Raw genomic sequence first — 14,754 nt, forward strand, 5'->3', positions numbered from 1 at the left:
TCGTCGGTGTAGAGGGCGTGCGAGCGTCACGCCGAAACGGTGGGCGAGCGCCGCGCGGCGCCCATTCGGCACGCGATCTGCAGCGCCTGCCAGGATGCGCCGACGTCGGCCGTGCCGCGGCCCGCGATGTCGTACGCGGTGCCGTGCGCGGGCGTCGTGATCGGCACGGGCAGCCCGCCCTGCACGGTCACGCCGCGCGAGAAGCCGAGCAGCTTGATCGCGATCTGCCCCTGGTCGTGATACATCGTGACGACCGCCTGGTAATCGCCGGCCTGTGCCTTCAGGAAGATCGTGTCGGCCGGGAACGGGCCGTGGAACGGCGCGTCGGTCGGCCAGTCGCGTGCCTGCAACCGGCGCACGGCCGGCTCGATGACGTCGACTTCCTCGCGGCCGCAACTGCCGCCGTCGCCGCCGTGCGGGTTGAACGCGGCGATCGCGACCTTCGGCGCGGCGACGCCGTTCGCGAGCAGCGACCGGTAGATCAGCTCCGACGCCTGTTCGATCCGTTCGATGCTCAGCTGGGCGGCCGCATCCTTGAGCGGAATGTGCGACGAGATCCGCGCCGTCCACAGTTCGCCAAGCGTGTTGAATTCGCAGAAGTAGCCGGTCACGCCGAGCGCTTCGGCGAAGTGGTGCAGTTCGTCGTCGTGACGCAGGCCGCCGAGCTTCATCGCGTACTTGTTCAGGGGTGCGAAGCAGATCGCATCGACGTCGCCGGCGCGCGCGGCGTCGAGGCAACGGTCGAGCACGGTCAGCGCCGAGCGGCCGCCGGCAGCGCCCGCCTCGCCGACCGTGACCAGCGCGGGATCGATCGTATCGACCGCGACGAACGCGGCGCGCTCGGTGGACGGCCGGCCGCGCACGGCGGCGAGCGACGCGACGGGTTCGACGTCGACCTCGACGCCGGCGACACGCTGGCCGGCTTCCCACAGCCAGCGATCGCCGATCAGTACGAGGTTCGCGCGGGCGGTCGCATCGGGGCGGGCGAGCAGTTTCGCGATCAGTTCGGCGCCGATGCCGGCGGGGTCGCCGAGCGTCAGCGCGACGACGGGCAGGGCGGCGTCGGTCGAGGGGGTGTGCATGCGGTGTCTCCGGTGGCGGCGCACGGCCGTTGGTCTATGGGGTTGATGCTAGGTAGACGGAATGAGTCGGTAAATTGAAAACTCTTGATGAATCGATAACCAGGAGTAATCGAAGATGGGCTCGATCGACCGACGAGATTCGACCCCGCAATTGCTGAACCGGCTGCGCATGCGCCAGATCGCGCTGCTGCTCGCCGTGGACGAATGCTCGACGCTGCGCGCGGCGGCCGAGCAGATGGGCCTCACGCAACCGGCCGCGACGAAGATGCTGGCCGAACTGGAGAGCGCGCTCGGCCAGCGGCTGTTCGATCGCATCGGGCGCGGGCTCGTGCTGAATCCGGCCGGCGAGCGCGTGCTCGGCTATTTCCGCGGCATCCGCGGCAGCATGGAGGCACTGAACCGCGAACTCGGCGAGCTGCAACTGGGCAGCGCGGGGCGGCTCGCGATCGGCAGCATCATGGCGGCGTCGCCGGGGCGGCTGACCGAGGCGCTGGTGCGGTTGAAGGCGCGTTATCCGCTGCTTGCGATCGACATCGCGGTGGATACGAGCGACCGGCTGATGCCGCAGCTTCGCGAAGGCGTGCTCGAAGTGGTGATCGGGCGCAACGTGGGGACCGACTGCGACTTCCGCGTGGTCGACGACGAGGCGCTCGCGATCATCGCGGGCCGCGACCATCCGCTCGCGGGCGCGGGGCCGGTCGAATTCGACGCGTTGCTCGAGTACGCGTGGATCCTGCAGCCGGCCGGCAGCCCGGCGCGCGAGGTCGTCGAGCGCGAATTCCGCGCGCGTCACCAGCCGATGCCGCGCGGGCTCGTCGAAACGGGCTCGATCCTGACCACGATGAACCTCGTCGACCGTTCGTCGATGCTCGGCGTGATTCCGCTGACGGTCGCGCAGCGCAACGCGGCGCACGGGCTCGTCGCGATCATCGATTACACGCTGGAGCAGAAGCTGCCGTCGTACGGCAGCCTCGTGCGGCGCGACCGGCCGTTGAGCATTCCCGCCCGGCAGTTTCTCGCGCTGTTTCACCAGGACGCCGTGGGCGCGGACGGCGGCGCCTGATCCGGCGGTGCGCCGCCGCGCCGGTCACGTGTCGCGGAACGCGGCGATGCGTGACGACGGCGCGGAAGGGACGACAGAGGCAGCGAAGACCGGCTTCAGTGTGCCGACGGCGCGGCGGGCGCGTCGGCGAGCGCCGGCATCGAGTCGGACAGCGCGCGGTCCGGCCGAATCCGCAGCGCGGCGACGATGCCGAACAGCAGCATCGCGACCGAGCCGATGAACGGCACCGTCCAACTGCCGGTGCGATCGACGAGATAGCCGAACAGGATCGGCGACAGGATTCCCGAGATCGCGGAACCGGCGTTCATCATTCCGCTCGCGATGCCGGCATGGGCCGGCGCGATATCGCTCGGCACGGCCCAGATCGGCCCGATCGTCAGTTCGAGGCACAGGAACGAGCCCGACAGGCACAGCGCGACGCCGGCCGTCGAGTGCACGAAGGCGAGCGGCAGCAGGCAGGCGAGCGCACCGACGAAGCTCGTCACGATCACGCTCTGGCGCGACAGCGCGAGGTTGCCGGTCTTCCGGTAGATGCGGTCGCAGAGCCAGCCGCCGAGCGTGTCGCCGACGACGCCCGCGAAGAACACGCCGGACGCGAACAACGCGGTCGATTTCAGGTTGAGGCCCTGGCCGTTCAAGAAAAAGGTCGGCAGCCACGTGAAGAACAGCCACGCGGTCCAGCCGTAGCAGAAGTACACGAAGATGGTCGGCGCCATCCGGCGCAACAGCGGGCCCCACGGCGTGGGCCCGGAGAGTGCGGCGGGGCGGCGGGTGCGCGTGCGGCCATCGTCGTCGCCGAGCGGATGCTCGCGGAAACCGGCGATCCACCATGCGAGCCACGCCAGCGTGACCGCGCCGATCACGAAGAACGCCGCGCGCCACGACAGCCACGTCATCAGCGCGGCGACGATCGGCGGCGTGACCGCGTTGCCGAGCCGGGAGAACGAATGCGTGAAGCCCTGCACGACGCCGCGCCGCTCGCGCGGGAACCACTGCGTGATCGCCCGGGCCTGGGCCGGCAGCGTCGCGCCTTCGCCGATGCCGAGCAGCAGGCGCGCGGCGAACAGCAGCCCGAGGCTGTGCACGAGCCCGGTCGCGAACGTGGAGACGACCCAGATCAGCCCGCAGCCGATCAGCGTGATGCGGGCGCCGAACCGGTCGGCGATCCAGCCGCCGCCGATCTGGCAAATTGCATACGAATACGCGAACGCGGAGAAGGCGACGCCAAGCTCGGTATTCGACAGCCCGAGTTCGGCCTTGATCGCGCCGGCTGCGGTCGCGAGATTGACGCGGTCGACGTAGAGGATGAACGAAAGCGCGCACAGCAGCCACAGCGTGTGGCGCCGTTGACGGTGGTCGGTGGGCATCTGTCTCACTCCATGTTCGTGCGCGGCGTTGCAATGACGCTGCGTTCACGGGCCGGCCCAGCATCGCGCGGCGGCGGAGACGCTGTCCAATGAATCTTTGGGATCAATCGATAACCCCAGGTGTTCATTTCCGCTTCAGCCGCACGTGTCCGGCGCGGTGCGCAAGCTGGCGATTGCGCGAAGCGAGGCACTGGAGGTGGTGCGCTACGTGACCATCCGCACGCGGCCGGCATTCGACCGTGCCGGCGCCGTGCGCGCGGGGGCGTGCAGCGCGCGGCCGGGAAGGGGACGGTGCCCGTGATGGTGCATACGACGCCGGGTTCGGTCCGCCGCTCGAACAGGTCGGGCGCGAGCCGCGCGCGTGAGCGCCGGGGCCCGCGCGTTACGCCGGGAAGCGCTCGCCGTCGGGCGCCGGCACGAGATCGTCGGGCCACTGCACGTCGAACCGCGTGCCGCCCGCGCCGGTCGGCACGCACAGCGCTTCGCCGCGATGCGCATGCGCGATCGCCGCGACGACGGCGAGCCCGAGGCCGGTGCCGCCGGGTTGCGACTCGTCGACGCGCCGGAACGCCTGGAACACGTGCGGCGCGAACTCGGCGGGAATGCCCGGGCCGTCGTCCTCGACGCGCAGCCGGCACATTCCGTTCTCGATGCGCGTCTGGATCCGGATCGCGCCGGGCACCGCATGGCGGCGTGCGTTCTCCAGCAGCGCGAGCAATGCCTGGCGGACGCGGACCGGGTCGCAGCGCATGCGACGCGGGTCGAGGTCGAGTTCCGGATGCTGGCCGGCGGCCTGCAGCGCGTGCGCGAACACGTCGACCACGGCGCGCACTTCGGCGCCGAGATCGGTGTCGCGGATCTCGATGCTCAGGTGGCCGCTGTCGGCGAGGCTGACCACGCGCAGATCCTCGATCAGCCGCGTCAGCCCTTCGACTTGCGCGAGCAGGCTGCGGTACAGCGCCTCGCTCGGCGTGAACACGCCTTCGGCGAGCCCCTGCAGTCGGCCGCGCAGCACGGTCACGGGCGTGCGCAGCTCGTGCGCGATCGCCGCGTTCCAGAAGGTTTGTTCGTCGGTCACGCGCTGCAGCTCGCTCGCGAGCGCGTTGAAGTTGTCGGCGAGCAGCGCCGCTTCCTTCAACGAACGGTCGCCGGCAACCGCGCGTGCGCCGAGATCGCCGCGCGCGACCCGGCGAATGCTGTCCGTCACCGAATTCAGCGGCACGAGGATGCGGCGCGACAGGTTGATCGCGACGACGATCGCGATCAGCAGGCCGACCAGCGTGGTCGAGATGATCCATACCCACTCCGGCCCGCTCGGGAGCCAGCTCTGCGGCTGGAACGACTCCGGCGAGTACTGGTACAGCAGGTAGTAGAACGCATAGGCCGTCACGACGATCAGCACCGTGACGCCGAAGGCGATAGCGCCCATCGTCAGCGCGATCTGGCGGCTCAGGCCATCGAGTCTCACTCGCCGCTCCACAGTTTGTAGCCGACGCCGCGCACGCTGGCCGGCACGCCCGCGACGCCGAGATCGTCGAGTTTCTTGCGCAGCTTGCTGACGTGGCTGTCGACCGTGCGCTCCAGCGCGTCGCCTTCCGGCAGGCAGGTGGCCATCAGCTCGGCGCGGCTGAACACGCGGCGCGGCGCGCGCGCGAGCTGCGCGAGCAGCTTGAATTCGGTGAGCGTCAGCACGAGCGTGTGGCGCGCGCCGTCGATTTCGACCGTCGCTTCGTGGTGCTCGAGATCGATCTCGAACGGCGCGGCGCGCAGCACGCGCTGCTCTTCCTGGCGCGAGCCGCCCATCGACCGGCGCAGCACCGCCTGGGCGCGCGCGACGACTTCGGCCGGGTTGAACGGCTTGACCACGTAGTCGTCGGCGCCGATGCGCAGCCCGGTCAGCTTGTCGATGTCCTGGTCGAGCGCGGTCAGCATGATGACCGGCGTATCGCCGCGATGGCGGATCTCGGCGAGCACCTTCCAGCCGTCGACGTGCGGCATCTGCACGTCGAGCAGCACGAGATCGGGCTTCAGCGACAGGTGGAGTTCGAGCGCGCGGCGGCCGTCGGCGGCGTGCACGGTACGCAGGCCGTTGCGCGCGAAATAGGCGATCAGGATCTCGGCGATCTCGGGTTCGTCCTCGGCGATGAGGACGAGCGCCTGTGCGCGCTGGCCGGCGCCGGGAGATGAAGAAAATTCGGGCATGGCCACTCGTTCGGATCTATCGGGGTTCCATCGAATCGCCATACTACCGCACGGCCCGCGCAACCGAACGGAGACAGGCGAAGCCGCGCCGATCGCCGTCGCGTGCGCCGGCTTTCCGCGACCTTTCGGAAGCGCTGCGATGCATTGCCCGACAGGGGAATACCCTGTCTTTTTTTTTCGATCTTGTTTTATGTATCATGACCTAACTTTTGCAACATGTACTAATTAGCGGCGCCGGAAAATCCATATCGGTACGGGCAGTCCGGCGCGTGTTCAGGCAGGAATGCGAACCGGATTCGCGCGCCCCGTCAGAGGGGCGGGTGGGCCGGCGGCAGGTGAAGCGGATCGGGATCGCATCCCGTCGTCAGACTCCGCGCGAACGATGGCTGTCTCCCGGCAGGGCGGCCGGCGTTCGCGCCCATTGCAGGCGTCATTTACCGATCATGTCCAGGAAGTCATCCATCAGCGGGTCGGCCGACCTGCAGCGCAGGCAGTGGCTCAAGGTCGCGGGCGCGTCGGTCGCGGCGAGCGGTCTTGCACTCGGCGCCGCGCGGGCGAAGGCCGATTCGGCGTCAGCCGCCGGCCAGGGCGGCGACGTCCTCGATGTCGCGATCGTCGGCGCCGGGCTGGCCGGCCTGACGGCCGCGCGCGACCTGCGCTACGCGGGCTGCGAATCCTTCGTCGTGCTGGAGGCGCGCGACCGTGTGGGCGGTCGCACGCTGAACTACGACGTCGGCGGCGGCTTCGTGACCGAAGTCGGCGGCCAGTGGATCGGCCCGGGCCAGACGGCGATCGCCGATCTTGCCCGCGAGCTGGAAGTCGGCACGTTTCCGAGCTACTACGCGGGCAAGACGGTGATCCTCGGCGGCGACGGGCGCGCCGAGATCGACCTGGAGGGCACCTTCGGCACCGACGAAGCCGTCGCGGCGAAGCTCGGCAGGTTGTCGCGCGACGTGCCGTCCGGTGCGCCGTGGACGTCGCCGAAGGTCGGCGAGCTCGACCGGCTGTCGGTCGGCGACTGGCTCGCGACACAGGGTATCAAGGCGGAAGACCGGATGGGCTGGAACGCATCGATCTCGCTGTCGGGCGGCGTCGCGCCGGCGAAGATGGGGCTGCTGCACTTCCTGTCGATGATCAACTCCGCCGATTGCGATTACGCGCAGCTCGACTCGATCAAGCACAGCGCACAGGAAACGCGGTTCGTCGGCGGCTCGCAGCGCCTGAGCATCCGGATGGCGCAGCAACTGGGCGACAAGGTGCGATTGTCGTCGCCGGTGCGGCGGATCGTCGGCTGGGATCGCGACGTCGTCACGTTGCAGACCGATCGCGGCACGGTGCGCGCGAAAAAGGTCGTGATGGCGCTTCACCCGGCGCTGTGCCACCAGGTGCAGTTCGATCCGCCGCTGCCTGAAAAGCGCCACGCGCTGCAGCGCGCGTGGCCGGCCCATTCGCCGGCGCGCAAGACGGCGATGGTCTATCGCCGCCCGTTCTGGCGCGACAAGGGACTGAACGGCCACATCTTCCAGACCGACGGGCCGATCTTCTGGGCCTACGACAATTCGCCGCCGGGCGGCGAGATCGGCGTGATCAACGCATTCGTCCGGAATGCGCTGATGCCGTCGGATCCGCAGGCCGCGCAGCAGATGCACATGGATCTCTATGCGCAGGCGTGGGGCGACGAAGCGCGTGCGCCGGTGTCGTACCACGATCGCGACTGGGGGCTGGCCGACCCGTGGACGATCACGTGCGTGTCGGCGATCCCGCCCGGCTTCTGGAGCGCGCACGGCGACGCGTTGCGCGCGCCGTGCGGCAACCTGATCTGGTCGGGCACCGAGACCGCGAACATCTGGGCCGGCTACATGGACGGCGCCGTGCGCTCCGGTCACCAAAGCGCGCTTCAGGCGCTCAATGCGCTGCGTCGTGCTTAGGAGACCGAAAATGAAGAAACGCATGCTGCTCGTCGTGGCGCTCGTGGCGATCGGTGCATTGCTGGCGCTCTACGGCCCGACGCTGCTCGGCTTCTATCGCCTGCAGCGCCATATCGATACGGCCGCGCAAGCCGATGACGCCGACGGCGGCCCGTGGCCGCGCGTGACCGACGCGTGCATGGGCTGCCACGGCGTGAAGGGCACGTCGCTCAGCCAGGCGTATCCGAGCCTCGCCGGCCAGCCGGCGCAATACGTGGCCGCGCAGCTTCGCGCGTTTGCGGGCGGGCAACGCACGAACCCGACGATGGGCCCGCTCGCGATGACGATGAGCGAGGCCGAGATCACGCGTGTGGCCGGCTATTACGCGAAGCAGGCGCCGCTGGACAACCGCTATTTCAAGCCGGATGCACGACTGCGCGCGAAAGGCGAACAACTCGTGACGGCCGGCGCGTGCGCGGCCTGCCACGGCGCACGGCTGACGGGGCAGGCGCAGTTCCCGCGTCTGGCCGGCCAGGGTTACGACTATCTGCTCGCGCAGCTCGACGCGTTCGCGACGGGCTCGCGCAGCGAGGCGACCGGCACGATGCAGCGCGTCGCGCAGGCGATGTCGGCGGACGATCGGGCGGCGGTGGCGACCTATCTTGCAAGCCTTGGCCCCGCCAGGCAGTGAATCAACGGCAGCAATCGACTTCGGGAGTTCGAACCATGGATCACAGATCACTTGTCCTTTGTCTTGCCAGCGCGACGCTCGCGATGACGACCGGCGTCTACGGCTTCAAGTTCGTGCGCAAGCGCAACTTCCTGCTCGGCTTCGAATGGTGGATCGTGACGATCTCCGCGTCCAACGCAGTGATCTTCTTCGCGACGGAATCGCCGGTGTCGTACTTCGTTTCGCACTTCCTCGACGCGTTCTCGCGCGGGTTCGGGATGCCGGTGATCGCGGTCGCGGGCCTGATGGCCGTCACGCACGGCTACCGGCCGTCGATGCGGCAGGACGTGACGCTGTTCGTGCTCGCGACGCTCGGGACGGTCGCGCTCGTGGCCGGCGCGTTGCAGCATGCGCTGCCGTACTTTTACGTGGCGATGTGGACGCTGATGTCGATCTATCTCGCCGGTTTCGTGTGGCGGCTCGTGCGTGCCGGCCACGCGGTCCACGCGCTGACGACGACGCTCGCGCTCGTCGCTTCGCAGGCGATCGCGTGCATCTACGATTTCTACAAGATTCCCGGCGAGGAAACCAACGTCGTGTTCAATTTCTACGTACTGGCGTTGCTGACCTGGTCGTACCTGACCGCTACGCTCTATTACGCGTATTGCGCGCTGGAGCGCGACGCCGGGCCCGGCAAGGTGAACGCGAGCGTCCTGTCGTATCCGAAATGAGTCGCGCCATCGAGGAAGCGGACACGGCGCGCGCCAGTCGCGGGTCCGGCTGCGGCGATCGCGGAGCGCGCGGATGGACCGGGTTCGCCTGACCCGCGCCGAGCGGCGCGATGCGACGCGCGAACGCCTGATCGATGCCGCGCGCGCGATCTTCGCGGAGAAGGGGTATGCGGCCGCGAGCGTGGAAGACATTGCCGCGACGGCCGGGCTTACGCGCGGCGCGTTCTACTCGAACTTCCGCGGCAAGGCCGACGCGCTGTTCGAGTTGCTACGACGCGATCAGGGCGAGGCTGCCGCGGCATTGCAGCGGATCGTCGGTTCGCATGACCCCGCCGACGACGCGCAGCGCGCGATGCTCGCGTACTGGCGAAGGGGCACGACCCGGTCTGCATCGCGCCTGATGTGGCTCGACGCGCAGCTCCAGGCGGCGCGCGATACGCGGTTCCGCGCGCGCTTCGGCACGTTGCTGCGCGAACGGCAGGCGCTCGCGGTCGCGTGCATCGACGCGTATGCGGCGCGGGCCGGCGTGTCGCTGCCGTTGCCTGCGCCGGTGCTGGCGCGCGGCCTGACCGCGCTGTGCGACGGCATGCAGTCGCACAGCGCGGCCGATGCACGGAGCACGGTCGACGCGCTGGCCGACGCGGTGTTGGTCGGCTTCATCACGCACATGGTGTTCGACCGCGTGCGCGGATGAACGCGCGAAGAAGCGGCGGCGGTGCGTTGTCGTGTGCGTGTATGAAGGCCGAAAGCCGATTGTCATGACGGGCCGGCGGCGGACGGCGACGGACGTTCGATCATGCAGACGAAACAGGGAATACCCCGTCTTTTTCTTTTCATTATTTTTGTCATGATGACCTAACATAGTCATCGTGTTCTACTGGTGACCGGCAATGAAGGCGAACTGCCGGTCGTGGCTGAACGAATCGGGAGATGGACGATGGATGCAATGACGCGCAAGGCGTTCTTCGAGGACGGAGCCGTGCTCATCGAAGGCGTGCTGAACGACGAACAACTCGCGCAATGCCGCGCGGTGTTCGACTGGGGGATGGAGAACCCGGGCCCGATGGCGACGACGCTGTTCGACGGCACCGAATACAAGTCGCACAACGACAACGCGAACCCGTACGCGAAGGCGCGGCTCGACGCACTGGTCGGCACGCTGCCGTTCGGGCAACTGTTCGCCGATCTGTGGGGCTCGAAGCACGTGTGGTACTTCGCCGAGGAGCTGTTCATGAAGGCCGGCGGCAAGAGCGCACGCTCGCCGTGGCACCAGGACACGTCGTACCTGCCGTGGCAGGGGATGCATTTCGGCAACGCGTGGATCAGCTTCGAGCACGTCCCGAAGCGCAATGCGCTCGAGATCGTGCGCGGCTCGCATCACGGTGTGCGCCATGACGGCACGACGTTCCAGAACGCCGACGATCCGACCGACCCGTTGCATGGCGGCGACGTGTGGCCGCGCTTGCCGGACATCGAGGCCGAGCGCCGTGCGGCGCCGGATGCATACGACATCCTGTCGTGGGAAACGAAACCGGGCGACGTGCTGCTGCTTCATCCGGGCGTGCTGCACGGCGGCGGCGCGGTCGACGCCGATTTCCCCGATCGCCACACGCTCGTGCTGCGCTTTTTCGGCGACGACGCGGTGTTCAGTCCGCTGCCCGACGAAAGCCGCTCGGGATTCACGCCGGCCGGCGTGCTGTTCGTCGAGGAACTCGCCGCGCTGAAGGCCGGCGATCCGTTCCGCGCGCCGTGTTTCCGTCAACTCGTCTGAACCGGGAGATTTTCATCATGACAGCCACTCCGAAGCGGCAATCGATCGTGCCGGCAGCGTTCCAGCCGTGGTACGACGCGTACCACTTCTCGCCGGCGACGCGCGTCGGCGACACGATCTGGGTGTCGGGCCAGGTCGGCCTCGACGCGCAGATGCAGCCGGCCGACGGCGTGCAGGCGCAGGCGCGGATCGCGTTCGAATGCCTGAAGGCGATTCTCGAGGAAGCCGGCGCGAGCCTCGCCGACGTCGTCGAACTGACGACCTTCCATACGGATCTGCAGCGCGAGACAGAAGGCTTCGCAGCGGTCAAGGACGTGTATTTCCCCGACCGTTACCCGTCGTGGACGGCGGTGGGCGTCACGCAGCTGGCGCTGCCGGGGCTGTGCGTCGAGATTCGCGCGGTGGCGGTGGCCGGGTCCGGCAAGGGTTGACGGAAGGCACGAGGGTTGTTCGCCGATTCTGCGTTCCAGTCGAATCGCAGTCCTGACGAAAAATACCGGAATGGCAGTCGAGCGGCAAACGGTCGGCCGGAGAAACTCCGGCCGGCGCGACAAGGTGCGACGTCGCCGTCGACTGACGGCGACGATCGAAGCAAACGGGTTTCGTCCGGAATGGGCGAGCGAAGGCGGAGCAGCAAGGAGAACCATGATGAAGAAGCATCGTTTCTGGACCACGTCCGCGATCGCGGCCGCTGCATGTGTCGCGATCGGCACCGCCGTCGCGGCGGACGACCTGACGCCGGCCGGCGCCGACCGCTCGGCGAGCAAGGACGGCGCGGTACCGGCTTATGCGGGCAAGCAGTCGCCCGACGCCGGCTGGGAGTGGGGCAAGGTGCGCGGCGATTTCTGGAAGCATCGCAACGAGAAACCGCTCTACTCGATCGACGCTGCGAACGTCGACAAGTATGCGGACAAGCTGTCGCCCGGCCAGGTGGCGCTGATCAAGCAGAAGAAGGGCTACCGGATGGACGTCTATCCGTCCCATCGCGAATGCCAGTTGCCGGATGCCGTCGAGCAGAACTCGAAGGCGAACCTTACCGCCGCGAAGCTGGATGCGAGCGGCGAGAACCTCGCCGCGGCCGCGTTGCCCGGCGTGCCGTTTCCGCAACCGAAAAGCGGCATCGAAGCGATCCTGAACTACGAGATGCGTTATCGCGGCGAAGGCGTCGACTGGGCGCAGGTCGCCACGACGATTTCACCGCGTCCGGGCAGCAGCGAATGGATCGACGCAGTCGGCCCGCAGACGTATTACTTCCCGTCCGGCAAGCTCGGCAAGACGTCGCCGCAGGAGGTCGACCAGCTCAGCACGGCCGTCTACTTCCAGATGAATTCGCCGGCGGCGCTGGCCGGCCAGGCGTTCGTGCAGCGCCAGTACTTCAACAAGCCGTCGGAGACGTACTACTACTTCCCGGGCCAGCGCCGCGTGCGACGCATGCCGGCCTACACGCACGACGCGCCGCTGATCGGCTTCGAGAACCAGTACCTGATCGACGAAGGGAACATGATCAACGGCTCGCTCGACCGCTTCAACTGGAAGCTGGTCGGCAAGAAGGAAATGATCGTTCCGTACAACGCGTTCGGCCTGTACCGGTTCAAGAGCAAGCTGCACGACGTCGCGACGCCCGACGGCCTCGCCGCCGCGAGCCGGCGCTACGAGACGCATCGCGTGTGGGTGGTCGAGGCGGCGTTGAAGCCGAGCGCGCGGCACGTCGCGTCGAAGAAGGTGTTCTATCTCGACGAGGACAGCTGGCTCGCGCTGGTGGGCGAGGACTACGACGCGCAGGGCAAGCTGTGGAAGGTGCGGGAAAGTTACCCGATTCCAGTGTGGGAGCTCGGCGGCACCTGCGACAACGAACCGCTCGCGCAATACGACATGATCAACGGCCGTTACGTGTTCGATGCGTCGTCGATCGGCCAGGGCAAGGACGTGCGCTGGCTCGAGCACGCGGACGATCCTCGCTTCAAGCAGGATTTCTATACGGCGGAATCGCTGCGCTCGGTCAGCGAGCGGTGACGTAAACCGGTTGACGGATACAAGGACCGGCGCGCGCAACGATCGTGCGCCGGCATCGAACAGGGGCGGAGGCGTATCATGGAACCGGCACGATTGTTCAGGAATACTACGGTATCGTTGGCGATGGCGGGCGCCGCGACGTCGAGCGCGTATGCGTACGATTTCACGGCGGGCGGCGGCGCCGTGCAGGGCTCGTGGGTGACGAACCTGACGGCGGGCGCCGGCATCCGGACCAAAAACCCGAGCTGCTCGCTCACCGGCGACCCGAACGCCTTCGGCTGCGGTGCGGGTGCGAACACGAACCAATGGGGCTACGCGGACGACGGCGATCTGAACTATCGCAAGGGCCAGCCGTTCAGCACTTACGTCAGCGCGACCAGCGAGCTGCTGCTGAAGATGCCGGGCGAAGGGCTGAAGTTCATGGTGCGCGGCACGGGCATGTACGACTTCATGGCCCGGAACACGAACCGCACGCCGTTGTCGAGCACGGCGGCCGCGCAGGTCGTCTACAACGCGCAGCTGCTCGACCTGTGGGCGCAGAAGGATTTCACGATCGGCGGGCGCAACGCGCACGTGCGGCTCGGCAACCAGGTGATCAACTGGGGCGAGAGCATGTTCGCGCAGAGCGGCATCAACGCGACGAACTCGATCGATGCGCAGAAACTGCTGATTCCCGGCTCGCAGCTCAAGCAGGCGCTGCTGCCCGCGCCGATGGCGAGCTTCGCGGCCGACCTCTCGCACGGGTTCAGTACCGAAGCGTATTACCAGTTCCAGTGGAACGGCAACCGCTACCCGCCGGTCGGGTCGTACTGGTCGGTGACGAACGGCTTCGGCCGCGGCGCGGAACCGTTCACGATCAACACGAACAACCTGAACGTGACCGGCCCGAGCGCGGGCACGATCGCCAACGCGATCGGCGGATCGGGCGCGGCCGGCAACCAGGACACGCTCAACGCGATCAGGAACGGGCTCGTGAACGGCACCTACGCCGGGCCGCCGTTCAACGATATCGGCCTGCCGAGCACGACGACTCTGCCGGCCAAATACCGCCCGCAGTTCGGCGTGAAGTTCAACTATTCGCCGCGCGCGTTCGACGCGAACTTCGCGTTCTACTACCTGAACTACACCGACAAGTCGCCGGTGCTCGCGTCGCTCGCGAACGGCACCGAGCAATGGTCGTATCTCGGCCGGCGCCAGTTGTTCGGCGTCAGCGCGAACTTCGGCGTCGGGCCGTGGGCAATCGGCACCGAATTGTCGTACCGTCCGCGCGACGCGGTCGCGCTGTCGAGCTGCTATGGCGCGGGCGGCCCGCTCGACCTGAACACGAACGGCGTGGCGGGCGTGGACTGCCCGCAATGGGTCGACAAGAAGAAGTTCCAGTACGACATCAACGGGCTGCTCGCGCTCACGCGCAGCGAGTACCCGTTCCTGAAACTGCTCGGCGCCGATTCGGCCGCGCTGACGTGGGAACTGACGTGGATCTACTACCCGGGGCTGAGCTCGAGCGGCGTCACCCGCACGGTCGGCGGGCAGACCGTCACGCAGGTGCCGCAGACCGGCTACCTGCCGTGGCTGAACAACGGGTCGGCGGCCGGCTATCCGATCGGGATGGGCCAGGGTACGTCGAGCTCGGTGGGCGCGACGATCGACTTCAACTGGACCTATGACGGCTCGCTGATTCCCGGCTGGCAGGTCACGCCGGGCGTGACGTTCTCGACCGGCCTGTACGGCTACACGCCGACCTTCACCGCGAATTACATGCAGGGCGCGAAGTCGCTGAACGTCTACGTGCTGTTCAACCAGAACCCGCCGAACTGGCAGGCCGGCATCAACTTCACCGCGTTCTGGGGCGGCCACAACACGGTGGGCCAGCCTTATGCGGACCGCAATTTCGTCGGCTTGTTCGTCACGCGGAATTTCTGACGGCGGCGGATAGCAACCGGCAGGT

13 protein-coding genes are annotated in these 14,754 nt (G+C 67.9%); 9 read left to right on the forward strand and 4 right to left on the reverse strand.

Annotated features, from left to right (window positions below; translation table 11 throughout):
- Positions 1–26: 26 nt before the first annotated feature.
- A complete protein-coding gene (locus tag WS89_RS16985; RefSeq protein ID WP_059792120.1) occupies positions 27–1,082 on the reverse strand; it encodes a 4-hydroxythreonine-4-phosphate dehydrogenase PdxA in 1,056 nt (351 codons plus the stop codon).
- Between the two features lie 115 nt (positions 1,083–1,197).
- Here WS89_RS16985 and WS89_RS16990 point away from each other — a divergent pair, with 115 nt between their 5' ends.
- Positions 1,198–2,145 (forward strand): LysR family transcriptional regulator, encoded by a 948-nt coding sequence (locus WS89_RS16990; protein WP_059792122.1) that lies wholly within the window; start codon positions 1,198–1,200, stop codon positions 2,143–2,145.
- 95 nt (positions 2,146–2,240) lie between these two features.
- Here WS89_RS16990 and WS89_RS16995 read toward each other — a convergent pair whose 3' ends face one another.
- The 3 genes from WS89_RS16995 to WS89_RS17005 form a co-directional block, all read right to left on the reverse strand.
- Entirely contained in the window at positions 2,241–3,512 is a 1,272-nt protein-coding gene (locus WS89_RS16995; RefSeq protein ID WP_059792124.1) for an MFS transporter, read from the reverse strand.
- Between the two features lie 382 nt (positions 3,513–3,894).
- Positions 3,895–4,980, reverse strand: a complete 1,086-nt coding sequence (locus WS89_RS17000) for an ATP-binding protein (RefSeq protein WP_059792126.1) — start codon at positions 4,978–4,980, stop codon at positions 3,895–3,897.
- A complete protein-coding gene (locus tag WS89_RS17005) occupies positions 4,977–5,714 on the reverse strand; it encodes a response regulator (RefSeq protein ID WP_059792128.1) in 738 nt (245 codons plus the stop codon). Before WS89_RS17005 ends, WS89_RS17000 begins: the two co-directional genes overlap by 4 nt.
- 443 nt (positions 5,715–6,157) lie before the next feature.
- On the opposite strand from WS89_RS17005, the gene WS89_RS17010 reads away from it, so the two are divergent.
- The 8 genes from WS89_RS17010 to WS89_RS17045 all read left to right on the forward strand — a co-directional run bounded on the left by WS89_RS17010 (position 6,158) and on the right by WS89_RS17045 (position 14,729).
- Positions 6,158–7,642: a flavin monoamine oxidase family protein gene (locus WS89_RS17010; protein WP_059792130.1), complete on the forward strand. Its 1,485-nt coding sequence runs from the start codon at positions 6,158–6,160 to the stop codon at positions 7,640–7,642.
- Between the two features lie 10 nt (positions 7,643–7,652).
- Complete coding sequence (locus tag WS89_RS17015; RefSeq protein ID WP_059792132.1) at positions 7,653–8,312, forward strand: c-type cytochrome; 660 nt, start codon at positions 7,653–7,655, stop codon at positions 8,310–8,312.
- 35 nt (positions 8,313–8,347) lie between these two features.
- A complete protein-coding gene (locus tag WS89_RS17020; protein ID WP_059792135.1) occupies positions 8,348–9,022 on the forward strand; it encodes a hypothetical protein in 675 nt (224 codons plus the stop codon).
- Positions 9,023–9,095: 73 nt separating this feature from the next.
- Positions 9,096–9,716: a TetR/AcrR family transcriptional regulator gene (locus WS89_RS17025; protein WP_059792137.1), complete on the forward strand. Its 621-nt coding sequence runs from the start codon at positions 9,096–9,098 to the stop codon at positions 9,714–9,716.
- Between the two features lie 243 nt (positions 9,717–9,959).
- Complete coding sequence (locus WS89_RS17030) at positions 9,960–10,793, forward strand: phytanoyl-CoA dioxygenase family protein (protein WP_059792139.1); 834 nt, start codon at positions 9,960–9,962, stop codon at positions 10,791–10,793.
- A gap of 17 nt (positions 10,794–10,810) precedes the next feature.
- A complete protein-coding gene (locus WS89_RS17035) occupies positions 10,811–11,224 on the forward strand; it encodes a RidA family protein (RefSeq protein WP_006480052.1) in 414 nt (137 codons plus the stop codon).
- 214 nt (positions 11,225–11,438) lie between these two features.
- A complete protein-coding gene (locus WS89_RS17040; protein ID WP_059503628.1) occupies positions 11,439–12,806 on the forward strand; it encodes a DUF1329 domain-containing protein in 1,368 nt (455 codons plus the stop codon).
- 78 nt (positions 12,807–12,884) lie between these two features.
- Positions 12,885–14,729 (forward strand): DUF1302 domain-containing protein, encoded by a 1,845-nt coding sequence (locus tag WS89_RS17045; RefSeq protein ID WP_059792141.1) that lies wholly within the window; start codon positions 12,885–12,887, stop codon positions 14,727–14,729.
- Positions 14,730–14,754: the final 25 nt, after the last annotated feature.

This window comes from Burkholderia sp. MSMB1072 (assembly GCF_001524725.1).
GTDB lineage: Bacteria > Pseudomonadota > Gammaproteobacteria > Burkholderiales > Burkholderiaceae > Burkholderia.

Bases quoted from the DNA above. Each gene is read 5' to 3' on its own strand.
- WS89_RS17045 (WP_059792141.1), top strand. From the start codon at position 12,885: ATGGAACCGGCACGATTGTTCAGGAATACTACGGTATCGTTGGCGATG.
- WS89_RS16990 (WP_059792122.1), top strand. From the start codon at position 1,198: ATGGGCTCGATCGACCGACGAGATTCGACCCCGCAATTGCTGAACCGG.
- WS89_RS17030 (WP_059792139.1), top strand. From the start codon at position 9,960: ATGGATGCAATGACGCGCAAGGCGTTCTTCGAGGACGGAGCCGTGCTC.
- WS89_RS16995 (WP_059792124.1), bottom strand. From the start codon at position 3,512: ATGCCCACCGACCACCGTCAACGGCGCCACACGCTGTGGCTGCTGTGC.
- WS89_RS17025 (WP_059792137.1), top strand. From the start codon at position 9,096: ATGGACCGGGTTCGCCTGACCCGCGCCGAGCGGCGCGATGCGACGCGC.
- WS89_RS17040 (WP_059503628.1), top strand. From the start codon at position 11,439: ATGATGAAGAAGCATCGTTTCTGGACCACGTCCGCGATCGCGGCCGCT.
- WS89_RS17005 (WP_059792128.1), bottom strand. From the start codon at position 5,714: ATGCCCGAATTTTCTTCATCTCCCGGCGCCGGCCAGCGCGCACAGGCG.
- WS89_RS17010 (WP_059792130.1), top strand. From the start codon at position 6,158: ATGTCCAGGAAGTCATCCATCAGCGGGTCGGCCGACCTGCAGCGCAGG.
- WS89_RS17015 (WP_059792132.1), top strand. From the start codon at position 7,653: ATGAAGAAACGCATGCTGCTCGTCGTGGCGCTCGTGGCGATCGGTGCA.
- WS89_RS17020 (WP_059792135.1), top strand. From the start codon at position 8,348: ATGGATCACAGATCACTTGTCCTTTGTCTTGCCAGCGCGACGCTCGCG.
- WS89_RS17035 (WP_006480052.1), top strand. From the start codon at position 10,811: ATGACAGCCACTCCGAAGCGGCAATCGATCGTGCCGGCAGCGTTCCAG.
- WS89_RS16985 (WP_059792120.1), bottom strand. From the start codon at position 1,082: ATGCACACCCCCTCGACCGACGCCGCCCTGCCCGTCGTCGCGCTGACG.